Source organism: Siminovitchia acidinfaciens (genome assembly GCF_003605385.1).
GTDB classification, from domain to species: Bacteria; Bacillota; Bacilli; order Bacillales; family Bacillaceae_C; genus Siminovitchia; species Siminovitchia acidinfaciens.
This window is the reverse complement of the sequence record NZ_QYTV02000005.1, coordinates 135,464-153,978: the sequence shown is the minus strand read 5'-3', so window position 1 is coordinate 153,978 and position 18,515 is coordinate 135,464. Positions and strand designations below refer to the sequence as shown.

Genomic DNA, 18,515 nt, shown 5'->3' with positions numbered 1-18,515 from the left:
GTTTGGCATTTGCAAATAACCTCAAGGTTAAACAGAACTTTATAATAAACGGCGCTGTTGATTTTGCGGAAAGCGCCCGCCCGAAGCGATAATCAACGGTGTTGATTAATGAACGAATAAAAAAGGGACAGCCCTTCGGCTGTCCAAAGAAAACATCTAGGGAGTTTAGGGGTATGGATCTAGATGTATTTTTATCATACCCGAACTTTTTAGAGTTAAACCAAAACTTTTGATGAAACTCCCATATTTGATAAAATACGTGTCAAATTGTTATGATAGCATTAGTACAAACTATGAAAGTTGTTGAAAGGGGAAAGAAATAGATGAGTATGGATTTTAACATGTATGTTAACGATATTGTCAGGCAGGCCCGTGAAGATATGGAGCAGTCTGGCTATGAGCAGCTTCAGACACCCGAGGAAGTGGATGCGGCATTGACAAGAAAAGGGACAACCCTTGTCATGATCAACTCTGTTTGCGGATGTGCCGGCGGGGTTGCACGTCCTGCTGCAGCACATGCTATTCACTATGATAAGCGTCCTGACCACCTTGTGACAGTTTTTGCCGGGCAAGATAGAGATGCGACAGCCAAAGCAAGAAGCTACTTCACTGACTACCCGCCGTCCTCCCCATCTTTTGCATTGCTGAAAGACGGAAAAATCTGCACGATGGTAGAACGTCACGAGATTGAAGGACATGCTCCGATGTCTGTTGTAAACAAACTTCAGCAATATTTTGATGAATATTGCGAGGAAGTTTAATTTTTTTAAAAGATAAAAAGCATAAAATTTTACTGCATTTTTTCTTCAAACAAGGATACGGTATGCTAGCTCCGACGGACAGGAGGTCCTAGTGCCGGCGGCGCCACAGGACGTGGCGCATTAAGTCGGCCAGGCGCCTTGCGCTTTTATAAAAGTATTTGAATCATACTTCACCCTACGTGCAAGCTAAGTAGAAAAAGCAAAAGCGGAGCCTATTACGGTGATGCAAGACGAAATTTGTTGAGAGTAACTCGGTGTCACAGCAAAGCTGCTGAACTGCATTACGTAGCTTTGCTATGACATTCTGAACCTCCCCGAATACGCTTCTTGCAATCGATCCTTACGCATGGCGCCAAGCTTGATAAAAAAGGGTGAAGAACGTGCGCATTTTTTTCATGTTGTTTTTATTGGCCGCCTCTCCTTTTTGGCCGCTTGGTTCTGAAGTTTTACCGGGAGATCCCTTAATTATCATTAATAAGAAAACGAACGAACTGGTTTGGGTCAATCATGGAAAAGTTCAAATGCAAACCAAAGTGGCGACGGGAAAAACAAATGAGTTGACTCCCGAAGGCTTGTTTACTGTCAAAGTGAAAGCGGTAAATCCTTATTACCGAAAAAAGGATATTCCCGGAGGCGATCCGCGCAATCCGCTCGGATCGCGTTGGATTGGATTTGATGCAAAAGGTACAGATGGCAGGATTTACGGACTGCATGGCACAAATCAGCCCTATACGATCGGGAGCTATGTATCGGAAGGGTGTATACGTCTTTCAAAAGTGACCCTGGAGGATCTATACGATCAAGTTCCGGAGGGCACAAGAATACTCATCACCAATACTGATAAGTCTTTCGAACAATTGGCCAGTGAAGCCGGGGCATTTTAAAAAGGCCTTGCTACAGCAGGCCTTTTTCTATATGGAAATTTAATTGTGACGGCAGGATGGACGCTTTTCGCTTTTCTTTATAGCATGAATGATAATCCTGCCATCACTGTGGTGGCGATCATGGCAAAAAGCATTAAGTATATGATCAGGCGTTGCATTTTTTTGTTGGACAATTTCTTCACTCCTTGTCTCTCGCTTTACTTTCTATTTTATATCCAATATTTTATGGAGACAAGCCCATAAACAATTCTTCTGCGGGGAGAGAGGGCATCATTGGAACGGAGGAGGTCAAAGACATGAAAAAAGTCGATCACATCGGTATTGCAGTCAAATCGATTGATGAAGCACTAGTTTTTTATACGGAAATTCTCGGTTTTCGTTGTACGGCTATAGAAGATGTGGAATCCCAGCAAGTGCGCGTTGCTTTTCTTGATGCAAACAATGTTAAGCTTGAACTGCTTGAATCTCTTGACATTACAGGCCCGATTTCAAAATTTATAGAAAAGCGGGGAGAGGGCATCCATCATATTGCATTTGGGGTAAATTCCATAGAAGAGCGGATATCTGAACTGAAAGAAAAAGGAGTTCGCATGATAGATGAAGTGCCAAAGATGGGCGCAGGCCAATCACTTGTTGCTTTTATGCATCCCAAATCCGGTCATGGCGTCCTATACGAACTATGTGAAAAAGAAGGCATGGAGGAGAAGTAAGTGGCGGATATATACGATAAGATTAATGAGTTATATGATCGCCGCCGAAAAGCGGAACTTGGCGGCGGGGATGAACGGATTGCCAGGCAGCATGAAAAGGGTAAATTGACAGCGAGGGAAAGAATTGAACTACTTTTGGATGAAGGCACATTTGTGGAGCTGAACCCTTTTACGGAACATCGTTCAACGGATTTCGGCTTGGAGGAAATGAAGTATCCTGGTGATGGTGTGGTGACAGGTTACGGAAAAATAAATGGCCGCCCCATTTATCTGTTTTCACAGGACTTTACTGTTTTCGGGGGAGCCCTTGGTGAAATGCATGCTGAAAAAGTTGCAAAAGCAATGGATCTGGCAGCAAAAAATGGTGCTCCGTTTATTGGGCTGAATGATTCGGGAGGGGCGCGGATTCAAGAAGGCGTGGTTTCTCTTGATGGATATGGGCATGTCTTTTACCGTAATGCGATTTATTCCGGTGTGATTCCTCAAATATCCGTCATCATGGGACCATGCGCCGGAGGAGCTGTCTACTCTCCCGCGATTACCGACTTTGTTTTCATGGTTGATAAGACCAGCCAAATGTTTATTACAGGGCCGAAAGTGATAGAGACTGTCACAGGAGAAAAAATTTCATCGGAAGACCTAGGCGGTTCCAAAGTACATAATACAATCAGCGGAAATGCACATTTCCGTGCGAAAAGTGAAGAAGAAGTCCTTGCAATGGTCAGAAAGCTGCTTACCTATCTTCCGCAAAACAATCAGGAAAAATCAACTAGGGAAAAATGGATAGCGGGGGATGAAATAAGACCCGATTTAGCAGATGCTATCCCATATGACGCTGTGAGGCCTTATGATGTCCGTACAGTCATTGAGCAGGTGGTCGATGACAATTCATTTTTTGAAGTGCAACAGGAATTTGCAAAAAATATTGTTGTTGGCTTCGCCAGAATCCGTGGAGAAGCGGTCGGGCTTGTGTGTAATCAACCGAAATTTCTTGCTGGCGGACTTGATATTGACTCATCAGATAAAGCGGCAAGGTTTATTCGATTTTGCGACTCTTTTAATATCCCTCTTATTACGTTTGAAGATGTCACAGGCTTTTTCCCGGGTGTCAAACAGGAACATGGGGGCATCATCAGACATGGGGCGAAAATCCTTTATGCTTATTCAGAAGCGACTGTACCAAAAATAACGGTCATATTGAGAAAGGCATACGGAGGGGCTTATGTAGCGCTGAACAGCAAATCAATTGGTGCTGATTTGGTTTTTGCTTGGCCGAATGCAGAGATAGCAGTCATGGGTCCGCAGGGAGCGGCGAATATCATATTTGCCCGTGAAATTGCTCAAAGCGATAATCCAGATCAAACGAGGAACAACAAAATAGAAGAATACCGGGAAAAATTTGCGAACCCCTATGTTGCAGCTTCACGAGGTATGGTGGATGATGTCATCGATCCGCGGGAAACGAGGATTAAATTGATCCAAGCATTGGAAATGCTGCATAATAAGCAGGAAGAGAGACCACGGAAAAAGCACGGAAATATTCCACTTTAGATGAGGAGGAGAAAAAGCATGATCAATGAAAAGCGATTGCTCGATGAATTTCTTGAATTGGTGAAGACAGACTCGGAAACAAAAAACGAGGCGGATATTGCCAAACTACTGAAGGAAAAATTTGAAGGGCTCGGCGTCGAAGTGTACGAAGATGATACGATGGAGCAGACGGGCCATGGAGCCGGGAATTTAATCTGTACCCTAAAAGGAACAAAGGACAATGTAGCGACTATCTATTTTACCTCCCATATGGATACGGTCGTTCCAGGCAACGGAGTGAACCCGTCAATTAAAGATGGATATGTAGTAACGGACGGGACGACGATTTTGGGTGCGGATGATAAAGCCGGGCTTGCTGTCATGCTGGAAGCCGTGAGGACTTTGAAGGAAAATGACATTCGGCATGGGGATATCCAATTCATTATTACTGTTGGGGAAGAATCCGGTTTAGTCGGCGCCAAAGCCCTTGATTCAAAACTCGTAAAAGCCGAATATGGCTTTGCTTTGGACAGTGACGGGCCAGTAGGAGATATCATTGTGGCAGCTCCCACCCAGGCAAAAGTAAAAGCGGTCATCCATGGAAAAACGGCTCATGCAGGCGTCGCTCCGGAAAAAGGGGTATCAGCCATCACCATTGCCGCCAAATCAATCGCCAAAATGCCGCTAGGCCGGATCGACGAGGAAACAACAGCAAATATAGGCAGGTTTGAAGGTGGAAAAGCAACGAATATCGTTGCCGACCGTGTTGATATATTGGCGGAGGCACGTTCACTTGTGGTGGAAAAAATGATCTCCCAAACTGAAAAAATGAAGGCGGCTTTTGAGACAACTGCAAAAGATATGGGGGGCAGCGCTGATGTCGAAATAGAAGTCATGTACCCTGGCTTTAAATTTTCTGATGGAGACCATGTTGTAGAAATCGCCAAAAAAGCGGCTCAAAAGGTGGGGCGAGAGCCTCGTTTGTTGGCAAGCGGCGGTGGCAGTGATGCAAATATCATTGCAGGGTTCGGAATTCCTACCGTCAATTTGGGTGTCGGATATGAAGAAATCCATACAACGAACGAGCGGATGCCAATCGAGGAACTGAACAAATTGACTGAAATGGTTGTCGCACTTATTGAAGAAACGGCAGCCAATTAAGGATTGATGAAAAGATGAAGAAATTTTATCCGAAAAGCGGACGGGTAATTCTTCATGTGGATATGAACAGCTTTTTTGCATCGGTGGAAATAGCGCATGACCCTTCTTTAAAAGGGAAGCCTTTAGCGATTGCCGGTGATGCCAAACAACGAAAAGGTATCATCGTCACATGCAGCTACGAAGCGCGGGAATACGGAGTTAAAACGACGATGCAGCTCTGGGAGGCGAAAAAGCTTTGTCCGAAGCTCATCGTAAAACAACCTGATCACGAGCGTTATCGACTTATTTCAAGAGCTATTTTCGACCTTTTGCGAAAGTACAGCAAACTTGTTGAGCCCGTATCTATTGACGAGGGATATGTTGATATTACGGATTGCCAGGAACTTGGAAACCCCGTTCAAATAGCCGAAATGATTCAGCGGGATTTATTGAACACCCTTGATCTGCCATGCAGTATCGGAATTGCTCCAAATAAATTTTTGGCAAAAATGGCTTCTGACATGAAAAAGCCGCTTGGGATCACGATACTGAGAAAAAGGGATATCCCGGCTGTTTTATGGCCTTTGCCTGCCATTGAAATGCATGGTATTGGTGAAAAAACAGCGGAAAAGCTGGAAGCCATTCATGTAAAAACGATTAAAGATCTTGCACATGCAAATGATTTGCAGCTTCAAACAGCAATTGGCATCCGCGGAATCAAACTGAAAGAACGGGCAAATGGAATCGACCCCCGGAAAGTCGATCCGGAAGCCGCCGCTGTGAATAAAAGCATTGGCAGTTCGATTACTTTGCCCAGGGATATTTCCAATCAAGCCGAACTTCTATCCGTATTGGAAAAGCTCTCAGCCAATGTGACAGCAAGGCTGAAAAGGAAACAGTATGTAACGAAAAATGTTTCTGTGATGATCAAATATAAAGATTATGAAACGATTACCAGAAGCCGAATGCTTGATAATCCAATCGTCGAGGCCAGTGATATTTTCATTGCTGCAAAATCTCTTTTTGTAAAAAACTGGAATGGACATCCAGTAAGGCTTTTGGGGATAACCGGACAGGATCTGCTAAAGGCAGATCACGCTTTTGAGCAGCTGAGCCTATTCACTTATGAAAAAGAAACAAAAAAAGAGCCGCTGTATGACGCCATCAAAAAGATGAAGAAGAAATACGGCCCTTCGATTCTGCAGACTGGAGCTGAAGCGTCCCATCCGGAAAATAAAAAGGAATCATGATTATTTTCTTTTGAATATGCGTTTAAATAAAGAAAAGGGAGCCCTTTTTTTCTTTTTTTTCTTTGGTATCGCTGTAAATTTTTGAGGTTCCTTATTAATATAAATGTTTTTTTTATCTATGGCGTGATGATAAGTGAGAACAAGCCCGATATCTGTGTAGTGGTCTTTATCCCTGACGATAGAAAAGGGAATTTTCTTTTGGCGTGCTTTTTTTATATAATCAGACAAGTAGGAGTAGCCCAGTTCGCCATTTAATAAGAGAACGGATTTCGGATGTTCGTTCATCAGTTTCTCAACTTCTGGATAAAGACCCGGCTCCATTACCTGGCTCTTTGTGAGCGCGACGATAATCCTTTCCCTAATTGTACCGAGAAATTTTTTGCGTTCTTCAATCTTTGTCTGTTTCGGGCCATACATTCCTTTTTCCAGGTAATCTTCAAGATTGGCGCGTTTCAACTGCAACACCTCCGGGATAATATATTCGTCGGCAATAGTCCGGGTGAATGCCATAGGGGCCTTTGCAGCCCCTTGCAAGTAAATGAAAAGATAGAAAGCGGGTGAGCCGATGAACCTTTTGTTTTTGGGTACCGGCGCAGGAGTTCCTGCAAAGCTGCGTAACGTATCTGCATTGGCTTTAATGCTTTTGGAAGAGAGAAATGCTGTTTGGTTATTCGACTGTGGAGAAGCAACGCAGCATCAAATTCTCCATACGTCATTAAAACCGAGAAAAATCGAAAAAATATTCATTACCCATCTCCACGGAGACCACATTTTCGGTTTGCCGGGATTATTGGGGAGCCGCTCCTTTCAAGGCGGCACATCGGAGCTGACTGTTTATGGACCGAAGGGGATTCGACAATTTCTCGAGGTGTCGCTAAAAATAAGCGGGACTCATTTGAGATATCCTCTTACAATCATGGAATTTGATGATGGTCCAATATTCGAAGATTCCCAGTTTACGGTTGAAGCTTTACTTTTGGATCATGCCCTTCCAAGCTATGGTTTTCGGATTACTGAAAAGGACAAACAGGGGGCACTTGATGCAAATAAGCTCCGGGAAGAGGGAATCCCTCCGGGCCCTATATACAAACGGCTAAAAGCAGGTGAGGCTGTTACGCTTGAGGATGGGAGAACAATCCATGGAAGCGATTATGTAGGACCGTCTCAAAAAGGCCGTGTTCTCGCCATATTAGGCGACACACGACCTTGTCAAAATGCCGTTAAGCTTTCAGTAAATGCGGATCTGTTAGTCCATGAAGCCACTTTTTCCGGCGACAACGCAGAAATGGCAAATGAATACTTTCACTCCACCACACTTCAAGCCGCAGCCATTGCCCGGGATGCAAACGCCCGTTTGCTGTGCCTGACCCATATTAGCTCCAGATATGGAAAAGAGGATTGGGATCAACTCGAAAAGGAAGCACAGTCTATTTTTCCGAATACAAAAGTAGTTTCTGATTTCACTAATATAGCCATACCTTAGCTAGGATGAAGGTATGGCTGTTTTCATTCTGTACGTCGCTAAAGGAGCGCTTACGCGTTTCCTGTTGTCCAGCTTCAGCGCTCAGCGACTAACAGACTTCGCACCTCCTGGTACTCCTGCGGCGCAGCCTATTCGGGGAAGTGAAGCTCACCTCGTCGCAAAGCCATGATGCATAATCAAGGAATGATCACACGAGGCTTTCAAGTTAGCGGCTTTCCTACGATAAGTCAACATCGGCTCCGACGTACAGGAAGTCCTAGTGCAAGCGAAGCGACAGGATGTCGCGTCCTGAGCCTGCCTACGTCGCCGTGTTTCCTTTATCTCGTCGAAAGTGCTCCAGTCTATACGTCGCTAAAGGAGCACTTACGCCTTTCCTTCTACCACCCACGCTTATACTGAATCGGAGGCTCGATTTCATAACCCAGTTCTTCAGCGGCAGTCCTTGCCCAGTATGGGTCCCTTAAAAGGGCGCGTGCCACAAAAATTAGGTCGGCACGGTTATTTTGCAAAATTTCTTCCGCTTGAATTCCCGTGGTGATCAATCCGACAGACCCGGTCGCGATTGCCGCCTCCCGTTTAATTTTTTCGGAAAAAGGCACCTGATATCCCGGGTAGGTCGAAATCTTCGCCGGAGCAACAGCTCCAGAGCTGACATCGATCAAATGAACACCTTCTTCTTTCATCCATTTGGCCATCGTCACATAATGGGATGGATCCAAGCCTTCATCAAGATAGTCATTGGCTGAAACCCTGACGAAAAGCGGGCCGTCCCAAACAGCTTTCACCTCGGCGATGACTTCTTTTAAGAAGCGATAACGGTTTTCCATCGACCCTCCGTATTCATCGGTTCGATGGTTTGTGAGAGGGGAGAGGAATTCATTGATCAGATAGCCATGTGCACCGTGCACTTCTATAATGTCAAATCCTGCCTGCTTGGCACGTTTGGCAGCTTTTCCAAAAGCTTTGACCGTTTCCGTTATGTCAGAAATACTCATTTCTTTCGGTGTCTTCATTTTTTCATTGAAAGGGATGGCGGAAGGAGCCAAGATTTCACCTTCGAGCTCAGCCTTCCTGCCGGCGTGGGCGATTTGGATTCCTGCCTTAGCTCCATGGTCTTTGATCATGCCGACTAGCTTTGCCAATCCCTCTACATGATCATCACTCCAAATTCCCAAATCCTGCGGACTGATCCTGCCTTGAGGAGTGACCGCAGTGGCCTCGACGATAATCAGGCCGACTTGCCCCACAGCACGGCTCGTATAATGGGTGTAATGCCAATCATTGACCATGCCGTCTTCATTATGGCAGGAGTACATGCACATAGGCGACATGACAATACGGTTTTTTAATGTTACATTGTTTATCTCATACGGTTCGAACAATTTTACAGCCATTCGGTAAAAAATCCCCTTTCGTCATCTTGTCACCCATTATTATAACAAGAGGGAGCGGAAAGACCCCAGCTTTCAGCTCTTAGACCAGATGCTTCGATTCGTGGACTTGGCCCAAACGCTTCGATTGTTCTGCTGCAGCCTTGATACATTTGATGAATGCTTCTTCGACATTATTGTTTTGAAGCACCTTGATGCCTGCTTCCGTTGTACCCCCCGGACTTGTCACAGCCTTCCGTAGCTCGGAGGCCTCGCGGTCCGATGAGCTCAGCATTTCCGCAGCACCTGCCAGCGTCTGAAGAATAAGCTGTTTTGCCATGCCTGCGTCAAGGCCGATTTCTTCGGCGGACTGCTCCATCGCCTCAACAACATAGTAGATGTAAGCCGGGCCGCTTCCGGAAAGGGCAGTGATGGCGTCGAGCTTGTTTTCTTCGACAACGGCTGTCATTCCGATAGATGAGAACACTGTTTCCGCCAACTGTTTTTGATTTTCGGATACATGATGATTGAATGAAATAGCCGTGGCTGATTTGCCTACGCTGGCAGATGTGTTTGGCATGGCTCTTGCGACGGCGCATGATACTTTCAATTTATCCTCCATAAATGAGATGGATATGCCAGCCATGACTGATATGAAAAATGTGCTGGGTTGGATATATGGCTGGATTTTTTGAAGGGCGGCATCTGCATCTTTCGGCTTTACTGCAAAAATGACCATGTCAGCATCTCTAATTAGTTCATCCATGTCATACGTAGATTGGATTTCGTAACGGTGTTCAAGTTGTTCCAATTTTGTTCGGTCTTCACGGTTGGTGACTAAAATGTCTTCTCCCTGACAAATATTTTTTTCAATTAAACCGGCAATGATAGCCTCTGCCATGGATCCGGCCCCGATGAATGAAATCTTCATGTTTTTTCCCTCCATTATTAAGACAAGGCTCTGTTAAACTTTATTGTTGTTTTTAGCAAGATCGTTGGTAGCGGAAATCAACAGTATTGTTTAGCAGCCTTAAAAACAAAAAAACCTTTCATCCTCAAAGGACGAAAGGGTTAACTTTCGCGGTACCACCTTTATTAGCTGCAAAAGATGCAACTATCTCAAAACCCTGTAACGCAGGGGGACGGTCAGTTTTTACCGACAGCTCACTTGGGCAGGTTCGATAAGATAGGGGATGATGGAGTCTTCCAGCCTCTGGACTCCAATCTCTTTCATCATTTGCTTATCTACTGATCCCGATCATCGCTTTTTTAACTCAATTTTATATATGATTATGCTGACAGATTGCAAAAATGTCAAGGGGTTTGGAAGAACAAACCCCCATTTCTATTCAAATATAATGACATTATATGCAATAATCGATAAACTATACATGCTTGTATTATGAACTCTTTTTTCAAAATAACGAAGTTGAGGGATTAGGTATGGACGAAAAAATTTTCAAGCTTGTTTTGCCAACACCATTTGCTGTAGGAGACGTTAATGTATATCTTGTCAAAGGGGACACCCTGACTTTGATTGATGCAGGTGTAAAAACCGAAGAAGCCTGGGATGCATTCCAAAAGCAACTGAAAGAAATAGGCTTTGAACCTAGGGATATTGAACAAGTCGTCTTGACGCACCATCATCCGGATCATGTGGGGCTATTGGAATTGATGCCGGAAGAAATTCCAGTTTACGGCCATCCTTACGTACGTCCATGGCTTGAAAAAGACAAAAGCTTTTTTGAAGGCTATGATCAATTTTATAGCCAGTTGTTCACGGAATTCGGTATGGAGGGCGATTTTGAAAGAATGCTTGCGGCCTTGAAAGCCCCTTTGCGTTTTTCGGCTAAGCGGGCACTCACTTATGAAATTGAAGAAGGGGATGTAGTTCCGGGTTTAGAAAATTGGACAGTTTTCGAAACACCAGGGCATGCGCAAAGCCATTTGGCTTTTTATAGAGAGGAAGACGGAGTTTTGATTGCCGGGGATCATATTCTTGCAACGATTTCATCCAACCCGTTGCTTGAGCCTTCGATCCATCCCGGAAATAAGCGTCCGAAGCCCCAGCTTCAATATAACGAGTCGCTCCGAAAAATGCTTGATGTGGATATTAGCAAGGTCTATACGGGCCATGGCGCCGAGGTGAAAAAGGCGCACGAACTCATTGAACGCCGGCTGACCAGACAGCATGACAGGGCCATGCAAGTTCGGGAGATTCTGAAGGAACAGCCTGTAACAACATTTGAACTGACTAAAATCCTTTTTCCAGCAGTTTATGAAAAGCAGCTTGGCCTGACATTGTCCGAAACGACAGCACAGCTTGATTATCTATTGGAAAATGAGTTGGTTACAAAAAAAATAAATGATAATGGTACAGCATATTTTTCAGCATGACGGAGAGAAAAAGATGACAAGAAATAAACGTTTAAAAGGAAAAACAGTCGTTATTACTGGGGCTTCAGGAGGGCTGGGAGAGCAACTGGCCTACCAGTGTGCCGCAAGCGGGGCAAATCTGTTCCTGCTTGCCCGTAACGTGGGGAAGCTGGACCAAATGGCCGAAAAAATCCGCGGACAGCACGGGGTGGATTGCCGATACTTGCAGCTTGATCTCTCTTCGCATGAGGATGTTCCGGCTGTTTTCCAGGCCATTTTTGAAGAGGTGCGCCATGTTGACGTACTGGTCAACAATGCTGGGTATGGAATATTTTCCGAGGCAAAAGACGTGACTTTGCCGGACGTTCAGGGAATGTTTGCGGTCAATGTTGTAGGGTTGATCGCATGTACAAAGGAAGTGATCCCTTCCATGAAAAAGAGAAAGCTTGGCCACATTATCAATGTTTCTTCCCAGGCAGGAAAGCTCGCCACTCCTAAATCAAGTGTTTATTCGGCGACGAAGCATGCGGTCCTTGGCTACACAAACAGCTTGCGGATGGAACTCGCCGATGCCGGCGTTTTTGTAACGGCTGTTAATCCAGGACCGATGGCTACAAGTTTTTTTGATCTTGCGGATCCAAGCGGAAACTATGTTAAGAATTTGGGCCGCCATATACTGTCCACTGAAAAGGTAGCTGAAAAAGTCGTTGCTGCTATGCTGACAAACAGCAGGGAAATCAATCTGCCTGGTTGGATGAATGCCGGAAGCATTCTGTATGCTTTATTTCCCAAGCTTGTTGAGCGCCTCGGTAAAAAAGCTTTTTTAAAAAAGTAAAGCTCGCCACACCCTTCTTGTTCCAGTTTTCATGGAAAGGAAGGGTGTTTTTATATTGTCTCGGAGAGGGCTTCCTGAATATTCCATTGAATAATGTATTGAAAGGTGTATATAATGGGAACGAGTGTTCCTTTTTGTCATTTAACTATAAAACTCTATGCTCATGGATAACTTGTTAATCGGATTATTCTACGTCCAGCTCCAGCGCCTATCGACTAGCAGACTTCGCGCCTCCGCCTACGATAAGTCAACATCGGCTCCTTCGTCGCCGTGTTTCCTTTATCTCGTTGGAGTCACTCCAGTCTGTACGTCGATGAACAGGCGCTTGCGCATTTGTTCTGAGGAGGGGAAGAGATTGAGTGTCGATTATAGCCGGCTGCCGAACGCCGATATATTGTGCATTGATATGAAGAGTTTTTATGCAAGCTGCGCGGCGGTGATGAACGGTCTTGATCCACTGGAATGTCATCTTGCAGTCGTCGGGAACTTGCAACAGTCCGGAAGCGTTGTTTTGGCTGCCTCTCCTCGAATGAAAAAAGAATTCGGTATCAAAACGGGGTCGCGCCTGTTTGAAATTCCAAATGATTCCCGCATTAGGCTTGTGGAAGCGAAAATGGGCACCTACCTAAGGATATCGACCGAAATTACCAGGCTGCTGCACCGCTATGTTCCCGTAGACGAGATTCATGTATACAGCGTTGACGAAAGCTTTATTAAGCTTAATGGTACGGGTCATCTATGGGGGGATGCAATCACAGCCGCTGAAAAAATCCGGGATGACCTGATGCGCGAATTCCAGCTTACTTGCTCCATCGGCATTGGGCCCAACATGCTGCTGTCAAAGCTGTGCCTCGATTTGGAGGCAAAAAAAACAGGAATCGCTAAATGGGCCTATGAAGATGTGCCTGAAAAGCTGTGGCCAATCTCCCCGCTAAGGAAAATGTGGGGGATCGGCCGGCGGATGGAAAGGCGGCTGAACAATCTGGGGATTTTTACAGTCGGGCAGCTTGCATTTTACGATCTTCAAGCACTTGAAAAAAAGTTTGGAATTATGGGAACGCAACTATATTACCACGCATGGGGAGTTGATCTGTCGGAACTGGGGGCTCCCATCATGGATGGGCAGATCAGTTTTGGAAAAAGCCAGATTTTATTGCGCGATTATAAAGAGAAGAATGAGATTATCACGGTGATTTTGGAAATGTGTGAAGAAGTGGCGCGGCGGGCACGGGAACATCGAAAAGCGGGAAGGACGGTCAGCCTCGGGATCGGCTACAGTGAAAAAGAGCTTGGGGGCGGATTCCTTCGCTCGAAGTCGGTTGAAGAGCCAACAAATATAACAATGGAGATTTACAAGGTGTGCCGAGAACTGTTTGAAACTCACTATACGGGAAAGACTGTGCGGCAAATTTCCGTTTCTCTATCAAACATTGTTGATGATCATCTGCTCCAGCTCAGCTTGTTTGAGCCGGACAAAGAGCGTAAGAGAGAACTTGGCTACGTAATGGATCGAATCCGCCGCCGGCATGGGGCGGCTTCCCTGCTTCGGGCGGTTTCCTATACCGAAGCGGGAACAACAAGGAAAAGAGCCTCGCTTGTCGGGGGACACAAGGCATGACACCTGTTATAAGTGAAGGGGGAAGGCAAGATGATTCGGGACCGCGGCAGAATCAAATGGAATTCACTGATGCTTCCGGAGCATGTCAAAATGCTCCGAAAGTGGGCGGAAGAAGAAACTTGGATGGAACAAAAACAGCTGGATGAGCAAAAGCTTGAAATGCTAGATGAAACGGCAGCAGAAGCAATGGAATTAGGCAAGGCAGTCTCGATTACATATTTTGAAGCGAATCGCTTCGCGCAATTAACAGGTACAATCCACTACTTCGATGATTTGCAAAAAGAATTCCGGGTCATTGATCAGTCGGGGAACGCACGGCGGATTTCATTGAAAAATATCGGCCAGATTCGGATGATTGATTAGACACACTGTAGCTTGAAAAGGAATCTAAAACAAAGTTTCCGCCTTTTTAAAGCCAAAGTAAGAATAAAATTACCCCTAATTTTCTCTTCAAACAAGGATGCTTTTATGTCCCGACGGACAGACGGCCAAGCACCAGCAGCTCGAGGTCACAAGCAGCAAGGAAGATAATCCAGGATGATTATACTCCTGCGGCACAGCGTATTGGTGGAGTGCATGTTTTCCTCGCCGCAAAGCCGCATGAAGCAAATTCGGTGATGACTCTCACGATGTAAGTGAAATCAGTGGCTTTGCTATGGTGACTGAAGAGCTACCTCCATCTGCTTGTCGCCTAAGGCTGCGCGTCTTGCGCTTTTCTTTATCTGTTTCTTTTCTTTAATTTCACCCTCTCGAATTTCACTTTCTAACTTTAAAAGCTTTCGATACTTTGCAAGAATGAAAAAAGACTTGCAATAATGAACGAATTTCCCCTTAAAAAAGAAAGTCGCCACGCAGCCAAATTTACAAATTACCTCCTTTTTTATCAGATAAATAAAAGGTTTCTGTCACTTTTTATAGAAAATTTAGGTCTTATGTCTTAAGTTGGTACGGTTTTTGCGATATGTAATTTCATCAAGGGAGAGCAGGTATCTCCAATGATGTAAGCGGTTGCTAATCTGCAAAGGGGGATTGGGAAAATACACAAACTTTTAAGTTGTTCGCAGGAAATTGATTTATGAAGAGGGATTTCCCGTCGGATACTGGGATGAAATGAAATAAGAGAGGGGTAAAAAGTGTGGCGGAAGTAATTAAAAATGAGGGAAAGATTGTAGAAAATAAAGAGAAAAAAGAAGATTACGCGTTAGAACGGGTGCCGGAACATTACCGGATGAACTGGTGGAGCATCACCAATGTGACCCTCGGCGTAGCAACAGCGATGCTGTTTATGCAAATGGGAAGTTTGATGACCGTGAGTTTCGGAGCGGTGAATGCTTTGCTTGCCGAAATATATGCTACGATCGTGGCTGGTGTTCTGGGAATAGGAATTGCTTATGTTGCTGGAAAATCCGGGCTGAATGTAAATTTGATGGCAAGAGGAGGAGGCTTCGGATATATCGGAGCGTCGATTACATCCCTGATCTACGCATTGAATTTCATTATGTATTGTGCCATCGAAGGGGCCATCATGGCATATGCTGTTCATGAATATATTCCGGGAATTCCTGTTTGGGCCTTAATGGTATTTTTCGGATTTGCGGTTGTTCCATTTAACTGGTTTGGCGTGAAGCAGCTTGATAAGCTGCAAAAGTGGACACTGCCTTTGTTTGTTATTTTGCTGGGGGCTGGAATGGTAGTAGCCGCAAGGCTTGAGCCTGCATACGTAGGGAGTCTTTGGGGAGTGCTTCCGGAAGGGATGGCAGTCGGCGGAGCATCGCTTATTACTTGTATCGGTATCATGAATGGTCTGGTAGGAATTATTGCATTACTAATTTCTGATTACGCCCGTTTTATCAAACCGAGTCAATTTAAAATGGGTGTCTTTATGGTAGGATTCGTCCCGGCTCTTGTCTGCTTCTTTATAATGGGACTGATCGGCATCTGGTTTGGTGCCCGCTTCATGCAGGAAAACCCGGGAATCTATTTTGTACAATTGATTGGAATTTTTGGGGCTTTATTTACGATACTTACACAATTGCGCATTAATATTACAAATCTGTATAGTGGTTCACTTTCACTGGCCAACTTCTTTGAAAATGTATTTCGTTTCAAACCGGGCAGGAACTTCTGGGTGTTTTTTACAGCCACGGCAGCGGTCGTCTGTATGTTAGCCGGAGTTCTGGATTATCTCGGTCCCTTGCTGACATTCCAAGGAGTATTCTTACTTGCCTGGGCAGCGATCGTCATTTGCGATGCATTTGTTGTTAAAAAAGTTTTGAAAATTGGTCCGAATTATTTCGAATACCGTCAAGAATACTTATACGCCTGGAATCCGGTCGGGGTTATTTCCCTTATTGTTTCCAGTGTGATTGGAACAATGGCTGCTTTTGGGCTAATGGGCAGTTTCCTGGAAGCGTTCGCTGCATTCTTCGCAGGGATTTTGGCCTTCGTCTTGACGATTGTATTGGCAATTGCGACCCGAGGAAAATATTATCTTAAAAAAGAAGCAACAGCAGAAATGCCGAAAGCGAATTAAATAGAAAGATGTATACGCGGGGATAGCTATCATCTCCGCGTTCTTCATTTTCCATTTTATCCTCCAAAAATCCCTTCAAAAACCCACTTTAACTTTTTATGAAAAAATGTAAGGTAATCGATCCATAATCGTCTAATATGTAAAGGAGAGGAGGGACGGTGTGAAGGAATATTCGATTGAAGACTGGTTTGAGAAATATGAAAGGGATATTACAAGCTTCCTTATATACTATACGGGATTTACAGATGTGGAAGATCTGGTGCAGGATACCTTTGTAATCGCGATGAATAAATTTTCCAAATTCAAGGGGAACTCCCATCCGAAAACCTGGCTTATAGCCATTGCAAGAAATATTGTGATAGACCGCTACAGAAGAAAGAAAGTATGGCAGAGGATCAAGCATTATTTCATCGCGGATCGTGCGCATGTCCCTGGATCGGAGGAAATCATCATCCAAAGCCAGGAACAGCAGCAATTATATGATGCCATTGATAAGCTCTCTCCCCAGCAAAAAGAAGTGGTGATATTGCGGGGGATTTTAGAATTATCATCCAATGAAACTGCTGAAATATTAAATTGCAGTTCAAACAGTGTGAACGTAGCCTATCACCGTGCATTGAAAAAATTGAAGGACATTTTACAAGAGGAGGGGTTTGATCTTGAGGGAAACGGAGCAAATCAAAGAAAGTCTAAAGAGCCTTCCTAAATATTCATTAACGAAAGAGCAACAGCAAAATATATTATTGAAACTGCAACAGAATCGTACTCATCAAAGGAAGAGCCTTAAACCGGCAGCAGCAATTATCTCTTTTTCAGCTATTTTAATGATATTTGCTTTCTCACTCTTTGAAGGAGGACTTGGCAGCGAAACAGCCAAGGAGGAGAGTCAATCCATTCAGATGGAGTCCTCAATGGAAGACAAGGCCGAAAGTTTTACAGACCTTGAAAGTATACCGAAAGGGCAGGCGTTTATTCTCCCGGATACGAAGCAGGAAGTCATCGGAATTAAAGGGAAGCTCGGGATTTTAAACACCTTTGATCATTTCGTTGCTGAAGATCCCAGGAGGGTTGCAAAGCTGATGATCTTCTTTTGGGGAAATCCTGAGGAGCTTGCCGGGAAAGAATACGAGATAGAAGCGGCAAACAATAACGAAAGTATACTATTATCACATGGAATCTTGTCAACGGGACTTAATGGGGACGATGCTCATGTATTGACGCAATTTACACCTTTTACTGAGGAAGGGCTATGGCAGCTATCGTTTTATGTGGATGGCCAATTATTTGATCAGTTTTCACTAGAAGTCCTGCCTCCATTCCCAAAAACAGAGAACTACACACTTGAAAAATCCCCGAAAGAAATGGAGATTCGCAAAGAAACAGACATAATAATAGAAAGTTCAAGGAAAGATAAAAAGAGAATTGAGGTACAATTAATAAATGAGAATGGAAAAACGGTGTCGGAGCATACTTTTGTGCAAGAGACCGAACACATTGATGGTGCAACGAACAATCCTATATATTTATATGGTGGGAAACTGTCATTTCCGGAAAAAGGGATTTGGAAGTTGAAAATTGATGGAGAAGAGACAGGTAGTTTCGAAAATTAAAACGAGAAGCTGTGTGCTTCTCGTTTAGGTTCCTTTATGGAGATAGAATTTTACTCTCGTCCAGCTCCAGCGCCTATCGACTAGCAGACTTCCTCCTTTTGGTGCTCCAAGGCATAGTTTATTCGAGGAGGTTTTGTTACCTCGTCGCAAAGCTCAACGAAGATTATTCGCAGAAGTTTCTCATGATGTGTATGANACCTCGTCGCAAAGCTCAACGAAGATTATTCGCAGAAGTTTCTCATGATGTGTATGAAATCAGCAGCTTTCCTACGATAAGTCAACATCGGCTCCGACGGACAGGACGTCCTAGTGCCACCGAAGCCACAGGACGTGGCGCCCTGAGGCGGCCTTCGTCGCCGTGTTTCCTTTATCTCGTCGAAGGCACTCCTGTCTAGCTGCAACGCCTAGCCCCTCG

18 protein-coding genes and 1 other annotated feature are annotated in these 18,515 nt (G+C 44.6%); of the genes, 14 read left to right on the top strand and 4 right to left on the bottom strand.

Features of this window, described 5'->3' with window-relative positions:
- Window positions 1-323 precede the first annotated feature (323 nt).
- Together D4T97_RS12840 and D4T97_RS12835 are read left to right on the top strand one after the other, a co-directional pair.
- Window positions 324-761: a BrxA/BrxB family bacilliredoxin gene (locus D4T97_RS12840; RefSeq protein WP_126051147.1), complete on the top strand. Its 438-nt coding sequence runs from the start codon at window positions 324-326 to the stop codon at window positions 759-761.
- A gap of 395 nt (window positions 762-1,156) precedes the next feature.
- Window positions 1,157-1,645, top strand: a complete 489-nt coding sequence (locus D4T97_RS12835) for a L,D-transpeptidase (RefSeq protein ID WP_126051146.1) — start codon at window positions 1,157-1,159, stop codon at window positions 1,643-1,645.
- 77 nt (window positions 1,646-1,722) lie between these two features.
- Here D4T97_RS12835 and prli42 read toward each other — a convergent pair whose 3' ends face one another.
- On the bottom strand, window positions 1,723-1,827 hold the full coding sequence (prli42, locus tag D4T97_RS20540) for a stressosome-associated protein Prli42 (protein WP_328588771.1): 105 nt from the start codon (window positions 1,825-1,827) through the stop codon (window positions 1,723-1,725).
- 114 nt (window positions 1,828-1,941) lie between these two features.
- Here prli42 and mce point away from each other — a divergent pair, with 114 nt between their 5' ends.
- The 4 genes from mce to D4T97_RS12815 are packed head-to-tail and all read left to right on the top strand — an operon-like array spanning window position 1,942 to window position 6,275.
- Window positions 1,942-2,355: a methylmalonyl-CoA epimerase gene (gene mce / locus D4T97_RS12830; RefSeq protein ID WP_126051145.1), complete on the top strand. Its 414-nt coding sequence runs from the start codon at window positions 1,942-1,944 to the stop codon at window positions 2,353-2,355.
- The gene (locus D4T97_RS12825; protein WP_126051144.1) at window positions 2,356-3,906 is read left to right on the top strand and encodes an acyl-CoA carboxylase subunit beta; all 1,551 of its coding nucleotides are present in this window, start codon (window positions 2,356-2,358) and stop codon (window positions 3,904-3,906) included. It abuts the gene before it with no gap.
- 18 nt (window positions 3,907-3,924) lie between these two features.
- On the top strand, window positions 3,925-5,046 hold the full coding sequence (locus tag D4T97_RS12820; RefSeq protein ID WP_126051143.1) for a M20/M25/M40 family metallo-hydrolase: 1,122 nt from the start codon (window positions 3,925-3,927) through the stop codon (window positions 5,044-5,046).
- Between the two features lie 14 nt (window positions 5,047-5,060).
- Entirely contained in the window at window positions 5,061-6,275 is a 1,215-nt protein-coding gene (locus D4T97_RS12815) for a DNA polymerase IV (protein ID WP_126051142.1), read from the top strand.
- Here D4T97_RS12815 and D4T97_RS12810 read toward each other — a convergent pair whose 3' ends face one another.
- Entirely contained in the window at window positions 6,276-6,785 is a 510-nt protein-coding gene (locus D4T97_RS12810; RefSeq protein ID WP_126051141.1) for a YueI family protein, read from the bottom strand.
- 55 nt (window positions 6,786-6,840) lie between these two features.
- Between D4T97_RS12810 and rnz the strand changes: the two genes are divergently transcribed.
- Window positions 6,841-7,758: a ribonuclease Z gene (gene rnz, locus D4T97_RS12805; protein ID WP_126051140.1), complete on the top strand. Its 918-nt coding sequence runs from the start codon at window positions 6,841-6,843 to the stop codon at window positions 7,756-7,758.
- A 377-nt stretch (window positions 7,759-8,135) separates the two neighbouring features.
- Here the strand turns inward: rnz and namA are convergent, their stop codons facing one another.
- Both namA and proC read right to left on the bottom strand, forming a co-directional pair.
- On the bottom strand, window positions 8,136-9,152 hold the full coding sequence (namA, locus tag D4T97_RS12800; protein ID WP_126051139.1) for an NADPH dehydrogenase NamA: 1,017 nt from the start codon (window positions 9,150-9,152) through the stop codon (window positions 8,136-8,138).
- 79 nt (window positions 9,153-9,231) lie between these two features.
- Window positions 9,232-10,059 (bottom strand): pyrroline-5-carboxylate reductase, encoded by an 828-nt coding sequence (gene proC, locus D4T97_RS12795; protein ID WP_126051138.1) that lies wholly within the window; start codon window positions 10,057-10,059, stop codon window positions 9,232-9,234.
- Window positions 10,060-10,183: 124 nt separating this feature from the next.
- Window positions 10,184-10,399, bottom strand: a binding site (T-box leader).
- A gap of 172 nt (window positions 10,400-10,571) precedes the next feature.
- Here proC and D4T97_RS12790 point away from each other — a divergent pair.
- From D4T97_RS12790 to D4T97_RS12760, 7 genes are all read left to right on the top strand, one after another.
- Window positions 10,572-11,525, top strand: a complete 954-nt coding sequence (locus D4T97_RS12790) for an MBL fold metallo-hydrolase (protein WP_126051137.1) — start codon at window positions 10,572-10,574, stop codon at window positions 11,523-11,525.
- Window positions 11,526-11,538: 13 nt separating this feature from the next.
- Entirely contained in the window at window positions 11,539-12,339 is an 801-nt protein-coding gene (locus tag D4T97_RS12785) for an SDR family NAD(P)-dependent oxidoreductase (RefSeq protein ID WP_126051313.1), read from the top strand.
- A 406-nt stretch (window positions 12,340-12,745) separates the two neighbouring features.
- Window positions 12,746-13,957, top strand: coding sequence for a Y-family DNA polymerase (locus D4T97_RS12780; RefSeq protein ID WP_235872251.1), 1,212 nt, complete (start codon window positions 12,746-12,748; stop codon window positions 13,955-13,957).
- Window positions 13,958-13,987: 30 nt separating this feature from the next.
- Window positions 13,988-14,320, top strand: a complete 333-nt coding sequence (locus D4T97_RS12775; RefSeq protein ID WP_126051136.1) for a YolD-like family protein — start codon at window positions 13,988-13,990, stop codon at window positions 14,318-14,320.
- A gap of 772 nt (window positions 14,321-15,092) precedes the next feature.
- Window positions 15,093-16,490, top strand: coding sequence for a purine-cytosine permease family protein (locus tag D4T97_RS12770; RefSeq protein ID WP_126051135.1), 1,398 nt, complete (start codon window positions 15,093-15,095; stop codon window positions 16,488-16,490).
- Between the two features lie 160 nt (window positions 16,491-16,650).
- Window positions 16,651-17,196 (top strand): RNA polymerase sigma factor, encoded by a 546-nt coding sequence (locus D4T97_RS12765; protein ID WP_126051134.1) that lies wholly within the window; start codon window positions 16,651-16,653, stop codon window positions 17,194-17,196.
- Window positions 17,150-18,100 (top strand): hypothetical protein, encoded by a 951-nt coding sequence (locus D4T97_RS12760; RefSeq protein WP_126051133.1) that lies wholly within the window; start codon window positions 17,150-17,152, stop codon window positions 18,098-18,100. Before D4T97_RS12765 ends, D4T97_RS12760 begins: the two co-directional genes overlap by 47 nt.
- Window positions 18,101-18,515 lie beyond the last annotated feature (415 nt).